General features: G+C 29.3%; 20 protein-coding genes. 3 read left to right on the top strand and 17 right to left on the bottom strand.

Annotated elements, in window-relative coordinates; genetic code table 11:
• Window positions 1-242: 242 nt before the first annotated feature.
• Window positions 243-998, top strand: a complete 756-nt coding sequence (gene zupT, locus KQI77_RS03065) for a zinc transporter ZupT (RefSeq protein ID WP_216388259.1) — start codon at window positions 243-245, stop codon at window positions 996-998.
• Window positions 999-1,253: 255 nt separating this feature from the next.
• Here zupT and KQI77_RS03060 read toward each other — a convergent pair whose 3' ends face one another.
• Complete coding sequence (locus KQI77_RS03060; protein ID WP_216388257.1) at window positions 1,254-3,011, bottom strand: DEAD/DEAH box helicase; 1,758 nt, start codon at window positions 3,009-3,011, stop codon at window positions 1,254-1,256.
• Window positions 3,012-3,169: 158 nt separating this feature from the next.
• On the opposite strand from KQI77_RS03060, the gene KQI77_RS03055 reads away from it, so the two are divergent.
• Window positions 3,170-4,036 carry a DUF5685 family protein gene (locus KQI77_RS03055; RefSeq protein WP_216388255.1) on the top strand — a complete coding sequence of 289 codons (867 nt, stop codon included), beginning with the start codon at window positions 3,170-3,172 and terminating at the stop codon, window positions 4,034-4,036.
• Between the two features lie 42 nt (window positions 4,037-4,078).
• Entirely contained in the window at window positions 4,079-4,585 is a 507-nt protein-coding gene (locus KQI77_RS03050) for a hypothetical protein (protein ID WP_216388253.1), read from the top strand.
• 97 nt (window positions 4,586-4,682) lie between these two features.
• On the opposite strand, the gene KQI77_RS03045 is transcribed toward KQI77_RS03050, so the two are convergent.
• From KQI77_RS03045 to ruvB, 16 genes are all read right to left on the bottom strand, one after another.
• On the bottom strand, window positions 4,683-5,204 hold the full coding sequence (locus KQI77_RS03045) for a hypothetical protein (protein ID WP_216388251.1): 522 nt from the start codon (window positions 5,202-5,204) through the stop codon (window positions 4,683-4,685).
• 54 nt (window positions 5,205-5,258) lie between these two features.
• On the bottom strand, window positions 5,259-5,846 hold the full coding sequence (locus tag KQI77_RS03040) for a vancomycin high temperature exclusion protein (protein WP_216388249.1): 588 nt from the start codon (window positions 5,844-5,846) through the stop codon (window positions 5,259-5,261).
• Window positions 5,847-6,201: 355 nt separating this feature from the next.
• Window positions 6,202-8,001 carry an aspartate--tRNA ligase gene (aspS, locus tag KQI77_RS03035; protein WP_216388247.1) on the bottom strand — a complete coding sequence of 600 codons (1,800 nt, stop codon included), beginning with the start codon at window positions 7,999-8,001 and terminating at the stop codon, window positions 6,202-6,204.
• Between the two features lie 14 nt (window positions 8,002-8,015).
• Entirely contained in the window at window positions 8,016-9,263 is a 1,248-nt protein-coding gene (gene hisS / locus KQI77_RS03030; RefSeq protein ID WP_216388245.1) for a histidine--tRNA ligase, read from the bottom strand.
• Between the two features lies 1 nt (window position 9,264).
• Window positions 9,265-10,704: a coproporphyrinogen III oxidase gene (locus KQI77_RS03025; protein WP_216388243.1), complete on the bottom strand. Its 1,440-nt coding sequence runs from the start codon at window positions 10,702-10,704 to the stop codon at window positions 9,265-9,267.
• 12 nt (window positions 10,705-10,716) lie between these two features.
• A complete protein-coding gene (locus KQI77_RS03020) occupies window positions 10,717-11,334 on the bottom strand; it encodes an MBL fold metallo-hydrolase (RefSeq protein WP_216388241.1) in 618 nt (205 codons plus the stop codon).
• Window positions 11,335-11,434: 100 nt separating this feature from the next.
• Window positions 11,435-11,884, bottom strand: a complete 450-nt coding sequence (dtd, locus tag KQI77_RS03015) for a D-aminoacyl-tRNA deacylase (RefSeq protein ID WP_216388239.1) — start codon at window positions 11,882-11,884, stop codon at window positions 11,435-11,437.
• 69 nt (window positions 11,885-11,953) lie between these two features.
• Entirely contained in the window at window positions 11,954-14,134 is a 2,181-nt protein-coding gene (locus KQI77_RS03010) for a bifunctional (p)ppGpp synthetase/guanosine-3',5'-bis(diphosphate) 3'-pyrophosphohydrolase (protein ID WP_216388237.1), read from the bottom strand.
• Window positions 14,135-14,361: 227 nt separating this feature from the next.
• Window positions 14,362-14,880: an adenine phosphoribosyltransferase gene (locus KQI77_RS03005; RefSeq protein WP_216388235.1), complete on the bottom strand. Its 519-nt coding sequence runs from the start codon at window positions 14,878-14,880 to the stop codon at window positions 14,362-14,364.
• A 59-nt stretch (window positions 14,881-14,939) separates the two neighbouring features.
• Window positions 14,940-15,794, bottom strand: coding sequence for a DHH family phosphoesterase (locus KQI77_RS03000; protein WP_216388233.1), 855 nt, complete (start codon window positions 15,792-15,794; stop codon window positions 14,940-14,942).
• A 327-nt stretch (window positions 15,795-16,121) separates the two neighbouring features.
• A complete protein-coding gene (gene secD / locus KQI77_RS02995) occupies window positions 16,122-18,239 on the bottom strand; it encodes a protein translocase subunit SecD (protein ID WP_216388231.1) in 2,118 nt (705 codons plus the stop codon).
• A gap of 81 nt (window positions 18,240-18,320) precedes the next feature.
• Window positions 18,321-18,689, bottom strand: a complete 369-nt coding sequence (locus KQI77_RS02990) for a TIGR04086 family membrane protein (RefSeq protein ID WP_216388229.1) — start codon at window positions 18,687-18,689, stop codon at window positions 18,321-18,323.
• Between the two features lie 61 nt (window positions 18,690-18,750).
• Window positions 18,751-19,053: a preprotein translocase subunit YajC gene (gene yajC, locus KQI77_RS02985; RefSeq protein ID WP_216388227.1), complete on the bottom strand. Its 303-nt coding sequence runs from the start codon at window positions 19,051-19,053 to the stop codon at window positions 18,751-18,753.
• Window positions 19,054-19,159: 106 nt separating this feature from the next.
• Window positions 19,160-20,296, bottom strand: coding sequence for a tRNA guanosine(34) transglycosylase Tgt (tgt, locus tag KQI77_RS02980; RefSeq protein ID WP_216388225.1), 1,137 nt, complete (start codon window positions 20,294-20,296; stop codon window positions 19,160-19,162).
• Window positions 20,297-20,313: 17 nt separating this feature from the next.
• Entirely contained in the window at window positions 20,314-21,339 is a 1,026-nt protein-coding gene (queA, locus tag KQI77_RS02975) for a tRNA preQ1(34) S-adenosylmethionine ribosyltransferase-isomerase QueA (protein WP_216388222.1), read from the bottom strand.
• A gap of 14 nt (window positions 21,340-21,353) precedes the next feature.
• Entirely contained in the window at window positions 21,354-22,388 is a 1,035-nt protein-coding gene (gene ruvB / locus KQI77_RS02970) for a Holliday junction branch migration DNA helicase RuvB (protein ID WP_216388220.1), read from the bottom strand.
• Between the last annotated feature and the right edge of the window lie 11 nt (window positions 22,389-22,399).

Here is a 22,399-nt window from a genome sequence, read left to right as displayed (position 1 = left end):
ATCACTCCTTTTGTTGTGGATTGTTGTTATTTATTTTATTCAACATTTGGGGTGATCTTCCTTTTTATTTAAAATAAAAACTAGATATTTAGCCGATGAGCAAATATGAAATTTGCTCAATTTATAATTATTCCATATCAACTTATCCTTGATAAAGTTTATTTTAATATACATAAATATCTTATTCTATTTTTTTGATGTAACCAATAATATATATAGTCATGAATATTCTAGGAGTTATTATGAAATCTATATTACCATTATTATTATCATTTATTGCAGGACTATCAACAATATTAGGTGCATTTATAGTTTTCTTCACCAAAAATACTAACAAAAAACTAATAACATTTGCTTTATCATTTTCAGCTGGAGTAATGTTATCAATTTCTTTTTTTGACTTAATTCCTTCTGCAGAAGAGACATTAAAATCACATAACGGTAACTTCGAAGGAATTATTATAACTTTAATCTTCCTTATAATAGGTATAATCATGGCTATGTTAATAGATAATTTCTTACCAAATAATAATACACCAAATAATGACACTTCACTGTATAGAGTTGGTTTAATATCTTGTATAGCTCTTTTTTTGCATAATTTCCCTGAAGGAATAACAACTTTTGTCTCTGGTTATCATAATTTAACTATAGGAATATCTGTAACCATTGCAATTGCTCTTCATAACATTCCTGAAGGAATTTCTATAGCAATGCCTATCTATTATTCAACAAATAGTAGAAAAAAGGCTTTTAAGTATACCTTCTTATCTGGAATGACAGAACCACTAGGTGCTTTAATGGCTTTTCTATTCTTAAAACCTTATATTAATGAATTAATTCTAGCAATATTATTCTCTCTAGTAGCTGGCATAATGATATATATATCGTTAGCCGAACTTATACCTGAAGCACGCTCTTATAAATTTAGTAGGCTCTATATGGCCTCACTAACTCTAGGAATATGTATAATTCCTCTAACTCATATTTTTTTATGATAATTTTCAAACCATTTGTTTATAGAGCAGAGTACTTATTGATAAATAAGATTACTTCTTAGAGTCTTATTTATCAATATATCTGCACAAATTAATCATAATAACTATATGTAGTTACTCCATGCCTTAATTATTAAGAGAGTATTAGAGCTACAAAGTCAATGATGAAGCAGTATGTAGTTACTCCATGCCTTAATTATTAACAAATCATAGATAATTCACATTGTAACTGTTCTCAAATTATATAATGTATAGTTATATATGAATCAATATATCATTAATCTGTTCACTTATATTTATTCTCTCCGAATAAACCCAATCAACATCCATGTTTAAATTAAATAACTTACTAAATGAATAATACATATTTATCTTCTGATAATATATTTCTAATTCATCTAATGATCCTCCTAACAATATAGGTTTGCTAACTTCTTCTTGTTTTATAACACATACTTCATCAACATATAACAAGAATTGTTCCATAAGAGCATCACTAGTAACATCAAAAGGTACTTTAAGCAATTTCCATTCTATAGATTCTTTTAACTTAAGATTCTTAATTCTATCTAACACAATTATATAATCACTTATATCCATCTTACGATAATAATCAAGTTTTTCTTTTCTAGTACTCCATATTGCTAACTTCTCTATAAGAGGTAATGTTTTTATTTTAAGTATAGCATCTGATGGTCCTATAACTGCCTTCTCTATAATTGCATCTTCTTCTTGTAATTTATCTCTGATGAAACCACTTTTATTTCTAGTTGCAGTTACATATCCTTTATCATATATTCCTATCCTACCCGCTCTACCTGCTATCTGTTTTACTTCCTGAGATGTTAAATCTCTAAGTTCTTCTCCATCAAACTTCTTTATAGATAGAAAAATTATACGTCTTATTGGCAGATTAACTCCCATTCCTATTGCATCTGTTGTAATTAGTATCTTATTCTCCTTAGATAAAAACAACTCATATTGTTTCCTTCTAACTTCTGGTGGTAAATCTCCATATATAACACTAGCTTTTATGCCTTGAGAACTATATTCCTCACATAATTCTAAAACTTTTCTCTTAGAGAAAACTACTATTGCATCTCCTTCTTGTATATCTTTATAATTAAATTCTTCCTTTTCAACAATAAGCGGAATCTTTCTATTATATTCTATAAATTCATATTCATCGCCGCAATCTTCTATAATCTTCTTAATTATATATAAAGCATTCTTTGCTCCACATATATGAATCTCTCTAGCTGATATTCCAAGTATCGCTCTACTCCAGGCAGCACCACGTTGGCTATCACTAATCATTTGAATTTCGTCAATAACAGCTACATCATACATCTTCTTAAGGTTTAACTTCTCTATAGTACATGAAATATGTGTTGCATCTTCATAGACTATCTCTTCTTCTCCTGTTTGAAGATTACACTTAACTCCTTCATCATTAAGTTTCTCAAAATTCTCTAATGCTAATATTCTAAGAGGGGATAAATATACACCATTTCTACTAGCCTTAAGTTTCTCTATTGCATCGTAAGTCTTGCCTGTATTAGTATCTCCTAAATGAATAAAAAACTTCCTATGCATATGTCTAGCTTCTCTATATTCTTCCTTAGGATTATCAGGAAAGTTCTTCTCAAATTCTTCTGCTATTAGCTTAGGTATGTGTTTCTTGGTCAGAACTGTCATTATACCAGAATTAAGTATACTGTTATAATTGCCTCTAGCTATATCATAATAATCATACTCAGTCTTATTCTGTTTATTATAATTATCTATAATCTTCTTAGATATGCTAACTAACAATTCATCATATCTATCTAAAACTTCATCATAATTCTTAAGTCCTACATCCTTCATCTCATGTAACAATAATATCTTCTTCCTAACAGTTGTTTCATGTTCTACTAAAGCATTGCCTTTTGAATTTAATGCTATTTTCTCTATCTGATCTATCTGACTTTTTAGTTTTTTAAACTCTCTCTGTGCTACATTACCTTTCATATTATTCCCTACTTTCTTTTTTTTATACTATTACTTTACTATTTTTATATAAATATGACTATATATTTTTTCTTATACTGTTATATTTTATACAACCTATAAATATATTATTTATATGAGTTTAATTTTAACTTTTTTGTATATAGGAGGATCATTTTATGTTTGGATATATAATACCTGTAGAAGAGAATTTATGCACCGAAGATCAAGAGTTACTAAAAAAATATTATTGTGGATTATGCCACAAGATCAAATCAAAATATGGAAATATACCTAGAACTACATTAAGCTATGATAGTACATTTTTTGCAATACTACTTGATGGAATTAGTTTATATGACCCTGTCACTATCAAGACATCCTGCTTTAAGCATCCACTCTCTACAAATTCTTATTTTTCTTGTAGTAAAGCATTAGATTATTGTGCTGATTTAAATATTGCACTTGTTTACTATAAAATCTTAGATGATATAAATGATGACAGAACTATAAAATCTGTAACATTAAAAAATTTAGTCAAGCCATATTTTAAGATGCTTAATAATATTTCATTAAAGCATAGTTTTTCACATAACTTAAATTCTTTAAATCAACTAGAGCTTAACAATAATTCATCTTCTTTAGATGTTATATGTGATCCATTTTCTAAATTACTAGGAGAAATTTTACGAGATTGTCCATTTGAATTAATAAATGATACAAATAAAACTAGAACTCTACTATATGAATTTGGATATTCTTTAGGTAAATGGATATATATTATGGATGCTATAGAAGATTTACAAGTAGATATGATTAAAAAAAAGTTTAATCCTTTAAATTGTATATTTAACAAGAATAATTTACCTTACAAAGATCTTTTACCTATTATAAAAGGGAAAATAGATTTTTATCTAATTACATTAGTCTCAAATTGCTTAGATTTATTAAATAAACTTCCAATAAAGAGAAATAAATCTATATTAACTAACTTTATTAATTTAGGTTTAACTCAGAAGTACATGAATATATTTTCAAATCTTTAGTATATTTAAATATACTAATTTATTATTTAAAAGGAGTATCTTATGGATCCATATAAAGTATTAGGAGTGTTTCCTTATTCTTCATCAATTGAAATTAAAGAAGCCTATGAAAAAATATTAAATGACTACAATATAAAAGATATCGAAGAAGATGACACAAAAAAACTATATTTAGATAAAATAAGTGAAGCTAATGAAGCCTATAGAATAATAAACTTGAATATAACATGCCAAGAAGTTCGTGATCTTATTGAAAAAGATGATTTCGTCATAGCTGAATCAAAACTTAACCTTGTTAGCGACAATTCTTCTGCTGAATGGAATTATCTCAAAGGAATTTTGTTAATCAAAAAAGGATGGGTAGATTCTGGTTTTTCACATATAAGAAAAGCTTCAACTCTTAATCCATATAATCAAGAATATCTTGATGTTCTAAACAAATTAAATGACAACGTTAAAAAATATAAGAACACAGCAAAAACTAATATGCAAAACAATAATTCCACATTATGTAATAACAACAAAAATAATAGAAATAATCTATGTTAAAAACAAAAGTATATTAACAAAAATGCTTATAATATTCCCTATATGTTTAATTAAAAATACATTACACATATACACATGAAATATTATAAGCATTTTCTTATTTTCCTTTATTTAATGATTGAATTTTTTTATCTAGTTCTTCAAGCAATATGTCACTAGCTGTCTTTGTTTCTTCTGGCCTCGAAGCATCTTCATTTGATTTTAAAGATTTTTCTTGTGATGAATCATTTATTTCTTTATCATCACCAAAATTAATAATTCCTTTTAAATCCGGATTATCTACGAACTTATCTTTAACCAATTTACTAATACGTCTTTGTTCTTCTAATTTTTCATTAAAACTATTATCAACTACTATATCTTCATCCATGGAATAATTATTTTGTTTATAATTTTCATTTACTGCTTCAATTATAATTTCATCCCCATCTGAACTATAATTTGAAACCTTACGTTTTTTTAACTTAGCATCTTTTAGTGTGTTTTGAAAATCAACATCTTTCTTATAACTATCTTTTGCAAAATCCCCTTTAACATTTTCTGCAGCACCTGGTCCAACCACATTTCCGTTCTCCATTCTCAAAAGCCTTTCAACAGTAATGCCATAATTATCTAACATCACTATCCCTCCCCTCGACTTTATATTTACTTATCGTATTTGTTCATAAAAACTTTACACTTTTTTAACTTTTGTTTTTATTATATCTTTTATAAAAGCTAATTCTTCCCTTATTTCATAATAACACATATCTTCATACACTCCAACATCAGAAGCAGAACCTATTGCTTTTATTTTCATTTTTTTGCACAAGTATAAGCATCTTAACAAATGATATTCATTTGTTACTATATATGCACTATTAATTTTACACCTAGTATTAGCTCTATATAATGAATCAAAGGTACACTCTCCTTTGTAATCTGTTAATATATTATCGTAAGATATACTTGAATTCTTCAATAAATATGCTTTCATAATTTCTGCTTCATAAAATCCATTACTTTTTCCACCAGTAACTAATATTCTATCTGAAGCTCCCATATTATATAATTGTATAGCTTTATTCAATCTATCTTTAAGTATCTTACTAGGCTTTCCATATCTAGTAACCCCAGCTCCCATAACAATAATACACTCCATTTTTTTTAATTCTATATCTGAAGTACATATATGTTCATCCATATATTTATAATAAATATAATTCAATATAGCTCCTGCCAAAATAATTAAACAAATACTTAAAAATAAAATAATCATCATATTTATCTACCTATAATATTATTCATATATTTATAATATTGTAATTTAGGTAGTCTCGTTACAGTTATGTTTTTATACACCTATTGGTTTGTATTCATTTTACTTACATATAGGAATTTTTACTTTACTTTTTCTTCTTTTCCATAACAATGTTGAAATCAAAATTACTTAATCCTTAATATAAAATATACTTAAATTTCAACACACATATGGAAAAGAACTTATAGTCTTTATATACTCAATAAAACTATTCCTATCACTATATAATTTCCTATATAGTAAAAAGATACATATTTTCCTCTATACAAAAAAGAGTTGTCTTAGAATTAACTAGACAACTCTTTTTATGCTAAAATTACTCTTCTTCTACTTTCTTTTCAGTTACCTTAATAGATATACCTAAATCCTCTAATTGTTTTGCATCAACAATATTTGGTGCTTCTGAAAGATAACAATATGCATTTTGATTCTTAGGGAATGCTATAACATCCTTTATGTTTTCTGTACCTGCAAGGAACATAACCATTCTATCAAAACCAAATGCTAAACCGCCATGTGGTGGTGGTCCAAATTTAAACGCTTCTAACAAGAATCCAAATCTCTCCCATGCTGATTCTTCTGTAAATCCTAAAGCTTCAAACATTCTCTCTTGAAGGTCCATATTGTGAATTCTTATAGAACCTCCACCTAATTCTTCACCATTTAATACAAGGTCATATGCCTTTGATCTAACTGCACCTGGGTTAGATTCTATCATATCTATATCTTCATCCATAGGTGCTGTAAATGGATGATGACATGCTGTGTATCTGCCTTCTTCTTCACTATATTCAAATAGTGGGAATTCTGTAATCCATGTAAAGTTAAATTCGTTTTTGTCTTTGATAAGATCGTATTTTTTAGAAAGTTCAAGTCTTAATGCACCTAATGATTGGAATACAACTGAATTCTTATCTGCAACAATTAAGATAATATCTCCTGTTTCTGCTGACATAGCATTTATAATATTATTCATATCATCTTCACTTAAGAACTTAGCTATTGGAGATTTTATTCCTTCTTCTTTTAGTTGAATGTATGCTAAACCTTTAGCTTTGTATGTTTTAACAAATTCCCCTAATCTATCTATATCTTTTCTACCCATAGAAGCTCCACCCTTTAAGCATAAAGCTCTAACAGATCCATTAGCTTCTATTGCATTCTTAAATACCATGAAGTCTACATTTTTAACTACATCAGTTATATCTGTAATTTCCATACCAAATCTAAGATCAGGCTTATCTGAACCATATTTCTCCATTGCTTCCTTGTAAGTCATTCTCTTAATAGGTAATTTCACTTCATGACCTATAACTTCTTTGAATATATGTGCTATAAATCTCTCATTAAGTTCCATTATATCATCTTGTTCAACAAAGCTTAATTCCATATCTATTTGAGTAAATTCTGGTTGTCTATTAGCTCTTAAATCTTCATCTCTGAAACATTTAGCTATCTGGAAATATCTATCAAAACCTGATACCATTAATAATTGTTTAAATAATTGTGGAGATTGAGGTAATGCATAGAAATTACCTGGATAATTTCTAGATGGAACTAAATAATCTCTTGCTCCTTCTGGAGTAGACTTAGTTAAAACTGGTGTTTCTACTTCTATGAATCCATTATCAACTAAGAAATCTCTAGCTGCCTTAGCTGCCTTGTTTCTAATGAAGAATATTCTCTGCATATCTGGTCTTCTAAGGTCTAAATATCTATATTTTAATCTTATCTGCTCAGCAGCATCTAAATCTTCCTTGATATATATAGGAGGTGTTTCAGATTCAGATAATACTTTTATACTAGTACATTTTAATTCAACCATACCTGTTGGCATAGATTCATTAACAGATTCTCTCTTAACAACTTCTCCTGTTACAGCAATACAATATTCTGGTCTTACTTGTTTAGCCTTTTCAAATGCTTCTACATTTATAGCTTCTCCAAATACCACCTGCATTATTCCAGTTCTATCTCTTAGGTCTATAAATTCTAGACCTCCTAATTTTCTATTTCTTTGTACCCATCCCATAAGAGTTATTGTTTTACCAATATGCTCTTCTCTAGGTTCGCCACAGTACATAGTTCTCTTTAATCCTTGTAATGCTTCACCCATTTTTTTCTTCCTTTCTATTTCAATGTTTCTATTATCTTATCTTTATCTTGAAGTGATACTTCGAATATCTCACCATCACTCATTCTCTTAAATCTAGCATTTGAACCATTTAACTCATCTTCACCTAATATTGTTGTGAATTTAGCTCCTAATTTATTAGCAAACTTCATTTCAGCCTTTACACTTCTACCCATATGGTTTATTTCAACACAAAGGCCTCTTTTTCTAAGTTCATGAGCTAATTTAAATGATTCTTTATATGCATCATCGCCTCTTGTACCTATATATAAATCTACAGTATCTTCTTTAGGAATATCTACTCCTTCTTGTTCTAATGTAAGAATAAGTCTTTCCATTCCCATAGCAAATCCAAATGCAGGCATTTCAGGTCCACCTAATTCACCAATTAACTTATCATATCTTCCACCACCACATACAGTGAAGTCATCATTGATAATCTCAAATATTGTCTTTGTATAATAATCAAGTCCTCTAACTATTCCTGGGTCAACTACATACTCAATACCTAATAAATCTAAATATTCTTTTACTTTGCTAAAATGTTCATTACACTCATCACACATATAATCTAATATAACTGGTGCATTTTTAGTAATTTCATTACATTTCTTTTCCTTACAGTCTAATATTCTCATAGGATTTTTTTCAAATCTATCCTTACAAGTATCGCATAATGAATCATAATTTTCTTTTAAAAATGCCTTTAATGCTTCATTATATTTAGGTCTACAATGTGGACATCCCAAATTGTTAATGTGTAAACTTAAGTTTTTTAATCCTAATGTTTTAAGTACTTCCATTGCAAAAGACATTATTTCTGCATCCATAGAAGGTTCTTTTGAACCAAATATTTCTGTACCACATTGGTGAAATTGTCTGAATCGTCCTTTTTGCACATTTTCATATCTAAAGCATGGTATGCAATAAAATAATTTAGTTGGTTGAGCTTCATTAAATAATCTATTTTCAATAAAAGCTCTAACTATAGGTGCTGTTCCTTCAGGTTTAAGAGTTATACTTCTACCACCCTTATCATTAAATGTATACATTTCCTTGTTAACAACATCTGTAGTGTCACCAACTCCTCTTAAGAACAATTCAGTATTCTCAAACATAGGAGTTCTTATTTCCTTCATTCCATAATTTTTTGCAATATTCTTAAAGGTATTTTCAACATAATGCCACTTATAACTATCTTGTGGAAGCATATCTTTTGTACCTTTAGGTGCTTGGATTTCCATGTTACTCCTCCTTATATAAAGTATCAAGTAAAGCTATTTTACCTTCTACTAATTCATTTATTCTATTTACATATTCTTTAACATCTTTTACATTACCGAAACGTTCTAATCTATTTTCTTCCATAAATACTACCTTGGAAACAGCATCTGCCCCAAGTGCAATTATAGTCTGATTATCTTCTATCATTTCAATATTGTAAAGACAATGTTTGCCTTCTTTAGCATAACCTACATTCTCCATATTGCCAACCATATTTCTCTGTCTATACATATAATATGGTTTTAAGCCTAGTTCATCTGCTAGATTCTTACTTTCTAAATACATCTTCGCTATCTCTTCTTGAGATTTAATTCCTAGTCCTTTTTTCATAATGAAGTTATCAAACATAATAGAGCCTCTCTTAAGCGCCAATCCATGTATTGTTACACTATCAGGTTTAAGTTTCTTAAGATCACTTATTGTATTTTGTACATGTTCTAATCCTTCTCCAGGAAGCCCTATTATAATATCCATATTTATATCTGAGAAACCTAATTCTCTAGCCATGTTAAATTTATCTATAATATCTTGTCTAGAATGATTTCTCCCTATAAGCTTAAGTGTATCGTCATTCATAGTTTGTGGATTAATACTTATTCTAGAAACTTGATATTTCTTCATAGTTTCTAGCTTCTCTTTAGTAATAGAATCTGGTCTACCACATTCCACTGTAAATTCTTTTATATTTTTATCCTTCACAAATGAATTATATATCTTATTCATAATATTTTCAAAGTGTATCTCATCTACAGAAGTAGGTGTTCCACCTCCAAAATATACAGTTTCAATAGATAACCCTCTATCTTGTATATATTCTCTTATACAATCTATCTCATAACTTAAAGCTTTTATATAAGGTTCTACCATATTTTTGTAAGCGCCATTTATTGGATTAGACGCAAAAGAACAATATAAGCATCTAGTAGGGCAAAATGCCATTCCTATATATATAGCTACACATTTTGGATCTTTGTTAACATATTTAGATTCCATTCTAGCAACATCTATACATAACTGACTCTTTTCTTCTAATGCATAATACTTATTTTTAAATATTTCTCTTATATCTTTTTCACTTTTTCCTTCATTAAGATGTTTAAGTGCTATCTTAGAAGGTCTTATTCCTATAAGAGTTCCCCACGGATATATATCTCCTGTTTGCCTATTAAGTTCTTTAAACAAAAGCTTTTTTATAGTCTCTTTAGGTTTCTCTTTATCTGTAAATTCTGCTTCTAAATAAACATCGTCATGTTTATATGTTATTTTTTCTTCTGAAACTGTTATATCATATTCTCCTTCATCATGAGAAAAATTTATCTTCTGAAGAGGAAAATAAATATTAAATATATGATATATATCATATCTATATTTATAATCATCGAGTTTTACATTAACTTCCATCATTGCTCCAATCTAAAAAAACATACCGAAATTGCCACTTAGGTACGGATTACTTCTCTTTTCTATTCCTATTGTAGAAGAAGGTCCATGCCCAGGATATACTTTTGTATCTTCATCAAGGACAGCTAATTTAGTTTTAATTGATGTAATAAGTTCTTCTGCATTTCCACCTTCAAAGTCACTTCTACCAACACTTCCATTAAATAAAGCATCTCCTGAAAATAGATTGCCATCAACTAAATAACTTAATTCACCTTTTGAATGTCCTGGTGTATATAGAGCTATTATCTCTTTATTACCTAGATTTATTTTATCTCCATCAGATAAATATCCATCAGCTTTTCTTATTCTGCCAAATACATCATAGACATTTGTGTATTGTTCTTCTATTTTATTTATATAAAATGGAATATCATAAGCATCTGCAATTTCTTCTACTGCACCAACATGATCAAAATGTCCATGAGTTAATAATATAAACTTAGGTTTTCCACCTAAAGAATCTACAACACTCTTTATCTTATATCCATCATCTCCTGGATCAATTATTGCAATTTCTTTTGACTCTTCATCCATAATTATATAACAATTTTCTTGGATTTGCCCTGTAATCACTGTTTTTATTATCATTATTCTAAACTTTTCCCCTTTCTATTAATTGCATAAACAAAAGTGTCTATACCACACTACTCTAAGCATGTAAATTCTATATTATATCAACAATTCGTGTTTAAAACTGTCTCTTACTATCTAATAAAATTGTAACTGGACCATCATTTTGTATATCTACCTTCATATCAGCTCCAAATATTCCTGTTGCAACCTTCAATCCAGTTTCTTTCATTAACTCTATAAATTTATTATATAATTCAATAGCTGCATCTCCTGACATAGCATTCATAAAATTAGGTCTTCTTCCCTTTCTGCAATCACCATATAATGTAAATTGCGATATCAGAAGAATTTCACCTTCTATATCTAAAAGCGATCTATTCATTTTATCATTATCATCTTCAAAAACTCTAAGATTAATAATTTTATCTTTTATATATTGAAGATCTTCTATAGTATCTTCTTTTGATATTCCTATAAGAACATTAAAGCCCTTATTTATACTTCCTACTACATCACCATCTACTTTTACAGAGGATGATGTAACTCTTTGAACTACTGCTCTCACGATTAATTTCCTAGTTACTTTTATATGATAACACTATAAGTAACATTTTCCTTTCTCAAACTTATAAGTTTAATTATTAACTCTAAATATATCTTTAACCCCACTTACACTTCTTATTTTCTTCATAAGTGAATTAAGTTGTTCAACTGACGATATTTTAACCTTTATCTCTATATAAGCTAGATTATCCTTTGCAGAATTTGCTGTTAATCCTGATAAGTTAAGTCCAAAATCTGTTACCACATTCATGATATCTTGTAATATTCCTTGTCTATCAACACATTTAATTCTAACTTCGGCAGTATATGAACCTGTTTTTTCTATTCCCCAACTTACTTCTATAACTTTATCTGGATCAGAATTAATTAATGCTTGTAAATTAACGCAATCTATTCTATGTACTGATACTCCTCTACCTTTTGTTATATAACCTAATATCTTATCTCCAGGTACCGGACTACAGCATCTAGCGAATCTAACCATTACATTATTTTCGCCTTTTACAGATACACCATATAATCCATCTTTTTTAGTTTTCTTTTCATTCTTAGTTATTTGTTCTTCTAAATTTTTCATTAATTCTTCTGAACTAACTTTGTGTTCTATATTTTCTTCTTTTAATCTAGCAATGAAATGTGACGCACTTACTTGACCATTTCCTATTATTGAATACAAATCATCCATAGTATGGAAATTATATCTTTTTTGCATTTTTTCATATGCTTCACCCTTTGCAATATCTGCAAAATGAACATTTTGTTTCTTTAATTCTCGTTCAAAGGATTCTTTACCTTTTAGTACATTTTCTTCCTTCATAACTTTCTTAAAGAAAGCTCTTATTTTACTTTTTGCTTGATTAGTCTTAACTATATTAAGCCAGTTCATACTAGGTCCTTTTGATGATTGTGATGTTATTATCTCAACTATCTCACCAGTTTTAAGTTTATAATCAAGAGGAACTATTTTACCACTTACTTTTGCTCCTACACATTTATTACCTACATCTGTATGAATTCTGTAAGCAAAATCTATAGGTGTTGAACCACCTGGAAGGTTAATAACAACTCCTTTTGGTGTAAATACAAATACTTCATCTGAAAATAAATCTATCTTAAATGCTTGCATAAATTCTTCTGCATCAGAAGTTTCTTTTTGCCATTCTAACATATCTCTAAGCCATACAAGTTTCTTCTCAAAAGAATCTCCACTAGTATCTGAGGTATTTCCTTCTTTATACTTCCAATGAGCTGCGATACCATACTCAGCTGTCTTATGCATATCAAAAGTTCTTATCTGAATCTCAAATGTTTTACCTTGAGGTCCTATAACTGTTGTATGTAATGATTGATACATATTAGGCTTAGGCATAGCTATATAATCTTTAAATCTACCTGGAATAGGTTTATAAATAGTATGAACTATTCCTAAAACTCCGTAACAATCCTTCACTGAATTAACTAATACTCTAATTGCAGTCAAATCGAAAATTTGTTCAATTGTTTTATTTTTCTTAACCATCTTCCTATATATACTATAAAAATGTTTAGGTCTTCCATCTATATCAGAATCAATACCAGATTGTTCTAAATTATGTCTTAAATCTTCAATTACTCCTGCTATGTAACTTTCTCTCTCCACTCTTTTTTCAGAAATAGCTGTCACTAATTCATAGTATTCTTTTTCATGCAAATATCTAAAAGATAAATCTTCTAGTTCCCATTTTATTTTGGACATACCTAATCTATGTGCAAGGGGAGCATATATATCTAATGTCTCTTGTGCTATCTTTTTTTGTTTTTCCTTTTGTTTAAACTTAAGTGTTCTCATATTGTGAAGTCTATCAGCAAGCTTAATTATTATTACTCTAATGTCTTTTGCCATTGCAAGTAACATCTTTCTAATATTATCTGCTTGTTGCTCTTCTTTAGTTTTATACTTAATCTTACCAATCTTAGTTACACCATCAACTAAGTTTGCTACTTCTTCGCTAAACATATTTTTCACATCATCATATGTATACTTAGTATCTTCTATAACATCATGTAACAATCCTGCAACTATTGTGTCAGTATCCATTCCAAGCTCTGCAAGTATCTTAGATACTTCAAGTGGATGTACTATGTATGGTTCTCCCGAAGCTCTCTTTTGTTCTTTATGAGCCTCACTAGCAAAGTCAAAAGCCTTTTTAATAATGTCCGTATTTACTTTTAATTTATTTTCTTGAATTATATTTAGTAAAGATTCAACCATTAAGTTTTCGCTCCCTCAACTATATTATCTATCTATAAATATTAACAAAAATATTATTTCTTCTAAATTCAAAGGCTGGTTCCTTAAACCAGCCATAGCTTATTAATAATTATATATTATAACATCCCCTTTTTCAACTTTAGAACAAAATATAATTTCCTATATATAAAAAAGGATTATACAAATAATTAATTATAGCTATTTGTATAATCCTAATTCTTATTTATCTAAAATTCATATTCTACTAATGAATTAACTTCATATTTATCAAGCTTATCTGCACCTTTTAATCCTGTAAGCTCAATTAAGAAATTCATAGATACTACATCGCCACCTGCTTCTTCAACAAGCTTAGCAACTGCTTCAATAGTACCACCTGTTGCTAATAAATCATCAATAATAGCAACTCTTTGTCCTTTTTTTATTGCATCTTTATGTATCTCTAGTGTATCTGTGCCATATTCTAAGTCATATGTGACAGATAATGTTTCAGCTGGTAACTTGCCTGGTTTCCTTACTGGAACAAAACCCACTCCTAGTGCATAAGCAACTGGAACTCCAAATATAAAACCTCTAGCCTCTGGTCCTACTATAAGATCTATGTTTTTATCTTTTAGTTTTTCAACCATAGCATCAATTGCTTCTTTTAAGCCTTCTCCATCACCTATTAATGTTGTTATATCTTTAAAACTAATACCTTCTTTAGGAAATCCATCTATAACTCTTATTTTATCCTTTAAACTCATAATATCTTCCTCCAAATTATATTAAATATCATTATAATATAATTATATCATATTATTACTTATACTTTCTTCAAGCTATGTAAATACTTCGATACTTGTTCTGCTCTATCCTTATCATCTGTAGTAAGTAGTTCTAAAACTATTCTTGCATTATTAATTATACCTACTGTACTTCCTGTAGGAGTTATCAAATCTATTATCTTAACTATCTCTTCATCATTCAATTCCTTAATACCTTGTGAATCTATAACAGCTCTTAACCCTATGTTATTTGTATTAAACAAATATCTCTTTCCTTCTCTCAAAATAACTTCATTCTCACCTATAGGTTTAACATGTGCCCATTGTGCACCTAATAAAATTAAATCTAGATATTTGTTTATGCTCTTCATATTATAATAAATAGCAACAGCTTGCATAAGCTTAAATGTTAATATACTTAAAGATAAATTCTTATATCTGTACTGACACCCTTTTTGACTTGGATTAATATAAACATAACTCTTCATCACATCTGTTTCTACATTCTGTAATACAATTAAGTCTATATTTAGTTCTGAACAAAGTTTAACTTCTTCATCCGAATACAAATCCACACCTAAAGTTATCAATAAATCCGCACCTAAAAAATCAATCTCATTTCTGATATTACTAACAGTTACAGCATCTTCTGCTCCTGAACTATTATCATGTATAAGATATTCAACATCTGCGTTTAAATATCTTAAAATAAGGCTAAGTGATGCAATAGAACTTATTCCGTCTACTGATGAAGTGCCATATACAACTATCTTCTTCCTGTTATTAATTGCATAGGCTAGTTTCTCTATAGCTTTGTTCATATGTCTAAGTAAAAAGGGATTATATCCAGTTATGTAACTAGAACTATAAATACTCTCCCAAAATTTACGCATATTCTACTCCTCCATAAAATAAGAAAACACCTATATTATAGTTGATATTCGTCACAATAGCAAATCATTTTTATACATTTTTTTCGCTATACAATAAGTAGTTATTTTTCTCTTTTTCTTCACTATATATTGTGTTTAATTTAGGCTCGTAATTACTTATTTTTACATTTTTTATTTATTATTAAATTTTCAAGTATCACACATTAAAAATGAGAACCAATATTGTTTTTTGATAAGCTCTATATTCCCCCACAACCACAAATAAAATATAAATTCCTAAAAAGTAAAAAAAGCAACCTTACTTAAGAAGGTTGCTTTTATAAAAAATTAAGCTTTTTTCACTTTTTTCTTTTTATTTTTAATTAATGAATAGAATGATGGTGCTATAAATATTGATGAATATGTTCCTGATATTATACCAACTGTAATTGGTAATGAGAATGATCTAACAGACGGAACAAATATAAGCACTGCTACTATAGTAAATAATGTAGTTAATGAAGTATTAATAGATCTAGCTATTGTTTGGTTAACACTCTTATCTAACTGATCATCTATACTCTTTACTCTAGCGCCTTTCATATTACTTCTCACTCTGTCAAATATAACAATTGTAGCATTTATAGAATAACCTATTATTGTTAGTATAGATGCTATAAATGGACTATTAATAGCAATATCAAATATTGCATACATACTTATAGTTATTAGAACATCATGTAATAATGCTACTAATGCTGCCAATCCAAACTTAAATTCAAATCTAATAGCTATATATACTAACATAGCTATAAATGAAATTATAAGTGCCTTTATAGATTTACTAGTTAAATCAGAACCAATTGAAGCTCCAACTTGTTCTTGTGATACAATTTCTGTTACTCCATAACTCTTCTTTAATTTCTCATATAACTTATCAAAATTCTCAGAAGTTAAATCTTTTGATTTAATTTGATATTGATCGTTGTCAACTGTATTAGTTACTGCATCTTTTGCATAATCTTTTACTACTTTATCAGCTTTCGCTTTGTCAAAGTTCTTATCACATTGTAACACTATGGTAGATCCACCAGCGAAATCAATACCAAAATTTAATCCTTTAAATACAGTAAATCCAACACCTAGTAATATAATAATTGCTGATATTGAGAACCATATTTTCTTTTTAGATACAATTTTTATTTCTTTTCTAGGTTTTTCATCCTTCTTAACTCTAAACATTCCAATAGTCTTTAAAATTCCTGCTGAAACTGATTGTTTTAATAAGAATTTAGTTATTACTAATGCAGTAAATAAACTACATATAATACCTATCATCAATGTAACTGAGAATCCCTTTACTGTTACAGAACCAAAGAAATATAATACTAATGCTACTATTATTGTTGTTAAGTTAGAATCAATAATAGATGTAAATGCATTGTTAAATCCTCTATCTATAGCAGCCTTAATAGATACACCATTTCGAAGTTCTTCTCTTATTCTCTCAAATATCAGAACATTCGCATCAACTGCCATACCTACTGTTAACAAGAATGCTGCTATACCTGGTAATGTAAGAGTTGCCCCAATTTCTTCGAAAATAAATAATACCAAGAATGTATAGAATGATAATGCTACTACAGATATAACACCTGGCACTCTATAATAAACTATCATAAATAATGCAACTAATGCTAATCCAATTATACCTGCTTTAACAGCACTTGGTAATGATTCAGCACCAAGTTGTGCTCCTACTGTCTGAACTGAAACTGCTTTTAATGTAACAGGTAAAGAACCTGAATTAATTAATGCAGCTAAGTTTTTAGCCTTGTTTACTGTATAGTTACCTGATATAACTGCTTTACCATCTGTTATTGTTGCATTAACTGTTGGACTAACTAATTCTTCTTCATCCATATAAATAGAAATAGTTTTGTTCAAGTAAGTTGTAGTTGCCTCTGCAAACTTTTTAGTTCCTTCATCTGTCATAGTTAAAGAAACTTGTGCATAACCTGTTTTCTGATCTGTTGTTACTGTTGCTGACTTAACATCTGAACCTGATAATAATACATCTCCATCAGAGTTTCTAAATGTTAACTCTCCTGTAGAACTAAGTTGAGATACCATATCAGATGATTCATATACACCTGGTATATCAACCTTAATCCTATTGTCTCCTTCTACAACTACTACTGTTTCTGCTACCCCCATAGAATTAACTCTTAATTCTAATTGACTCTTTACATCATTTAACTGGTCTTCAGACACCTTCTTATCGCTAGAAACCTCCATAGTAACTGAAACTCCACCTTGTAGATCTAGTCCCCTAACTACTGTCTCTTTAAAAGGTTTTAGTCTGTATCCAGCAATATTGACTCCTTTAATTCCTACAAAGCATAAAAATCCTATTAATAAAACTGATATCAATAGAATAATTCTACTCTTCCCTTTTGTCTTCATTTTTCTCCTCCTCGGCTTTTAGCTAGAATATTACACACTGTAAACATTATATCATACCAAAATAACAGATTAAAGTATATTTTAGATATTGACCCCTAAAATTCCAGATACTAACCCTATAACACCTGATAATACAAGAGTGTAAATATTTTCACTTATTACTGACATATCCCCTTTTATCAAAAAAGATACTACACTTAAAAAAATATAAAATATTATTCCAACAATTAATCCTGTAACAAGTCCTTTACGTTTATTTATCTTAGCTGCTATAAATGCACCACTTATCAGTGCTATGTTCGAAATAATACTATACATCACTTTATATGTCACCTTTGAAAAATCAAATATCATCATTAGAATAGATATAATCAACAATAATATACCAAAAAAGATAATGCTAATTACACTGCCCTTTATGATTCCCCTAGATAACTTCTTTTCATTCAACGTTAAGCACCTCCTAATACTTCATTCTATGAAATATTAGGAGGCACTATTCTAAAAAATATTATTTATCTTTTTTCTCAGCTTGTTTCTTTTCATCATCTTTGTAGATCTTACTAGATACTGCATTCTTAGTGAATTTAATCTTAGTTCTATCTGAGCTTGTTTCAAGTACTATATTATCGTCATCCATTGAAACTATTCTACCAATTATTCCACCTCTAGTCATAACATCATCATTAACCTTAAGGCCTGCTAACATAGCATCATATTGTTTCTTTCTCTTCTTCTCTGGCATCCATAATATAGCATAGAATACTACTAATATTAATATCAAAGGTAAAAATTGTATTAATGTTGCTTTCATAATTATCTTTTCATTCCTTCCATTTTGTATATATTTCTTATATATGTTAAGTAGTTTATTATTTTTCAATTAATAAGTCAAGAGATAATAATTATTTTAATACTTATTATTGACCACTCCAACTTTTTAACTTTTGCTCTTTAAACTCCTTAAAATAATCTCCATCAATTGCTTCTCTTATCTCTGCCATAAGATTATTGTAGAAGTACAAGTTGTGTAATACACATAATCTCATAGCTAGCATCTCTTTTGCTTTAAATAAATGTCTTATATATGCTCTAGTATAGTTTCTACAAGCCGGACAATCACATCCTTCATCTATTGGATTTTTATCTAGTTCAAACTTAGCATTCATAAGATTAATTTTCCCATTTTTAGTAAACACATGACCATGTCTACCATTTCTAGCTGGAAGAACACAATCAAAGAAATCTACTCCTCTGTCAACAGCTTCTAATATATTCTCTGGTGTACCTACTCCCATTAAATATATAGGTTTGTCTTCTGGCAAATTCGGAACTACAGCGTCTATTATTCTATACATTTCTTCATGACTTTCACCTACTGCAAGCCCACCTATTGCGTATCCATCAAGATCCATCTGAGCTATAGTCTTGGCATGTTCTATTCGAATATCTTCATATACACCACCTTGATTAATACCAAATAACATCTGATGCTTATTTATTGTTTCTGGAAGAGAATTCAATCTATCCATTTCTTTTTTACATCTTTCAAGCCATCTAGTAGTTCTTGCTACAGAATTCAAAACATATTCTCTAGATGACGGATTAGGTATACATTCATCAAATGCCATAGCAATAGTTGATGCCAAATGACTCTGTATTCTCATTGATTCTTCTGGACCCATAAATATCTTTCTTCCATCTATGTGAGAATTGAAGTATACTCCTTCTTCTTTTATTTTTCTCATACCAGCTAGAGAAAAAACTTGAAATCCACCAGAATCAGTTAAAATCGGTCTATCCCAATTCATAAATTCATGTAGTCCACCCATCTTATATACTACATCGTCTGATGGTCTTAAATGTAAATGATATGTATTAGATAGTTCTACTTGACAACCTATCTCCTTAAGATCCATTGTGGAAACTGCTCCCTTTATGGCTGCTAAAGTCCCAACATTCATAAAAACTGGTGTTTCTATAGTTCCATGAACTGTTTCAAATCTTCCTCTTCTTGCCTTACCGTCTTTCTTTAATAATGTATAATTTTTAGACAAAACTCTTCCTCCTCTTTTTATTTTATAAACATAGCATCTCCAAATGAGAAAAATCTATATTTTTCTTGAACTGCTATATTGTATGCATTAAGCACATTTTCCTTTCCCGCTAATGCTGATACTAACATGATTAATGTTGATTCTGGGAGATGAAAATTAGTTATTAAGTTATCAATAACCTTAAACTTATAGCCTGGATATATAAATATATTAGTCCATCCACTACATGCTTTTACATGTCCATTTTCATCGCCTATTGTTTCTAATGTTCTAGTAGATGTAGTACCTACTGATATAACTCTATTTCCTCTATCTTTTGTGTCATTTATTATCTTGGCATCTTCTTCATGGAGAACATAGAATTCCGAATGCATCTCATGATTTTCTACATCTTCAACTTGTACTGGTCTAAATGTACCTAGTCCAACATGTAATGTAACATAAGCTATATTTATTCCTTTATCCTTTATTTTCTGCAATAATTCTTTTGTAAAATGTAATCCTGCAGTAGGTGCAGCAGCTGAACCTGTTTCCTTTGAGTACACTGTTTGGTATCTTTCTCTATCTTCTAATTTTTCATGAATATAAGGTGGTAACGGCATTTCACCAAGAGAATCTAAAACTTGTTCAAATATTCCGTCATAATAAAACTCAACTATTCTATTACCATTATCTAGAACATCAACAACTTCTGCTTTAAGCTTACCTTCTCCAAATGTAAATCTTCTACCTATTCTTGCGCTCTTACCTGGTTTCGCCAAGCACTCCCATTTATCTTTTTCAATTCTCTTCAGTAACAAGAATTCTATTTTTCCTTTAGTTACTTCCTTTTCTCCTATTAATCTTGCAGGCATAACTCTAGTGTTATTTAGCACCAAAGTATCTCCTTTATTTAAATAATCAATAATATCATAGAATCTCTTATGTTCTATATCTCCTGTATTCTTATCTAACACCATAAGTCTAGACTCATCCCTCTTCTCTAAAGGATGTTGAGCTATAAGTTCTTCTGGAAGATAAAAATCAAAATCACTTGCCTTCACGAAAGCATTCCTCCTTAATCTTCATTAAAAAAGTTCTGTTGTTTATTATTTTTATTGTTAGCCTTAGTAATTCCAAAGTGTCTATAGGCCTTTTCAGTAGCCACTCTTCCTCTCGGAGTTCTAGTAATAAACCCTCTCTGTAATAAATAAGGTTCATATACATCTTCTAATGTTCCTAGTTCTTCTCCTATAAAATAGGATAAAGTTTCTATTCCCACTGGTCCTCCTCCGAAGTTATTAATTATAGCATCTAAAATCTTATTGTCAACTCTATCAAAACCTTCATTATCAACTTCTAATAATGATAATGCTGCCTTGGATTCCTTAAGACTTATTAAACCATCTGAATACACTTCTGCATAATCACGAACTCTCTTTAATAATCTATTAGCTATTCTTGGAGTTCCTCTAGAACGTCTAGCTATCTCATGTGCTCCTTCTTCTGTAATATTGCACCCTAAAACTATAGCACTTCTTATTACTATCTCTCTTAAGTCCTCTACAGAATAATATTCCATAGCACACAATACTCCAAATCTATCTCTAAGAGGTGCAGACAACATTCCTATCCTAGTTGTAGCACCTATAAGTGTAAACTTAGGTAAATCTAATCTAATAGATTTTGCAGAAGCACCTTTTCCTATAACTATATCTAAAGCATAATCCTCCATAGCTGGATATAATATTTCTTCTACACTTCTATTAAGCCTATGAATTTCATCTATAAATAATACATCTTTCTCATTCAAAGTAGTTAATATAGCTGCTAAATCACCAGCTCTCTCTATGGCAGGTCCAGATGTAATTTTAAGCTCTCCCCCCATTTCTTTTGCAATGATATTTGCTAGTGTTGTTTTACCTAATCCTGGAGGTCCATATAACAACACATGATCTAATGACTCATCTCTCTTCTGGGCAGCTCTTATAAATACATCTAATCGTTCCTTAACCTTATTCTGACCTATATATTCACTTATTCTCTTGGGCCTTAAACTAAGTTCGCCCCCTCTATCTTCATCAAGCTCCTCTGGAGTAATTATTCTCTCCACGAAAAACGCCT

Source organism: Clostridium sp. MSJ-8 (assembly GCF_018918325.1).
In the GTDB taxonomy this organism is placed as follows: Bacteria; Bacillota; Clostridia; order Clostridiales; family Clostridiaceae; genus Clostridium.
The sequence above is the reverse complement of the archived record's forward strand: the minus strand, read 5'-3'. Positions and strand labels throughout refer to the sequence as shown.

Excerpts from the sequence above, each read along its gene's own strand:
- zupT (WP_216388259.1), top strand. The coding sequence starts at position 243 with ATGAAATCTATATTACCATTATTATTATCATTTATTGCAGGACTATCA.
- KQI77_RS03060 (WP_216388257.1), bottom strand. The coding sequence starts at position 3,011 with ATGAAAGGTAATGTAGCACAGAGAGAGTTTAAAAAACTAAAAAGTCAG.
- KQI77_RS03055 (WP_216388255.1), top strand. The coding sequence starts at position 3,170 with ATGTTTGGATATATAATACCTGTAGAAGAGAATTTATGCACCGAAGAT.
- KQI77_RS03050 (WP_216388253.1), top strand. The coding sequence starts at position 4,079 with ATGGATCCATATAAAGTATTAGGAGTGTTTCCTTATTCTTCATCAATT.
- KQI77_RS03045 (WP_216388251.1), bottom strand. The coding sequence starts at position 5,204 with ATGTTAGATAATTATGGCATTACTGTTGAAAGGCTTTTGAGAATGGAG.
- KQI77_RS03040 (WP_216388249.1), bottom strand. The coding sequence starts at position 5,846 with ATGATGATTATTTTATTTTTAAGTATTTGTTTAATTATTTTGGCAGGA.
- aspS (WP_216388247.1), bottom strand. The coding sequence starts at position 8,001 with ATGGGTGAAGCATTACAAGGATTAAAGAGAACTATGTACTGTGGCGAA.
- hisS (WP_216388245.1), bottom strand. The coding sequence starts at position 9,263 with ATGGAAATCCAAGCACCTAAAGGTACAAAAGATATGCTTCCACAAGAT.
- KQI77_RS03025 (WP_216388243.1), bottom strand. The coding sequence starts at position 10,704 with ATGGAAGTTAATGTAAAACTCGATGATTATAAATATAGATATGATATA.
- KQI77_RS03020 (WP_216388241.1), bottom strand. The coding sequence starts at position 11,334 with ATGATAATAAAAACAGTGATTACAGGGCAAATCCAAGAAAATTGTTAT.
- KQI77_RS03010 (WP_216388237.1), bottom strand. The coding sequence starts at position 14,134 with ATGGTTGAATCTTTACTAAATATAATTCAAGAAAATAAATTAAAAGTA.
- KQI77_RS03005 (WP_216388235.1), bottom strand. The coding sequence starts at position 14,880 with ATGAGTTTAAAGGATAAAATAAGAGTTATAGATGGATTTCCTAAAGAA.
- KQI77_RS03000 (WP_216388233.1), bottom strand. The coding sequence starts at position 15,794 with ATGCGTAAATTTTGGGAGAGTATTTATAGTTCTAGTTACATAACTGGA.
- secD (WP_216388231.1), bottom strand. The coding sequence starts at position 18,239 with ATGAAGACAAAAGGGAAGAGTAGAATTATTCTATTGATATCAGTTTTA.
- yajC (WP_216388227.1), bottom strand. The coding sequence starts at position 19,053 with ATGAAAGCAACATTAATACAATTTTTACCTTTGATATTAATATTAGTA.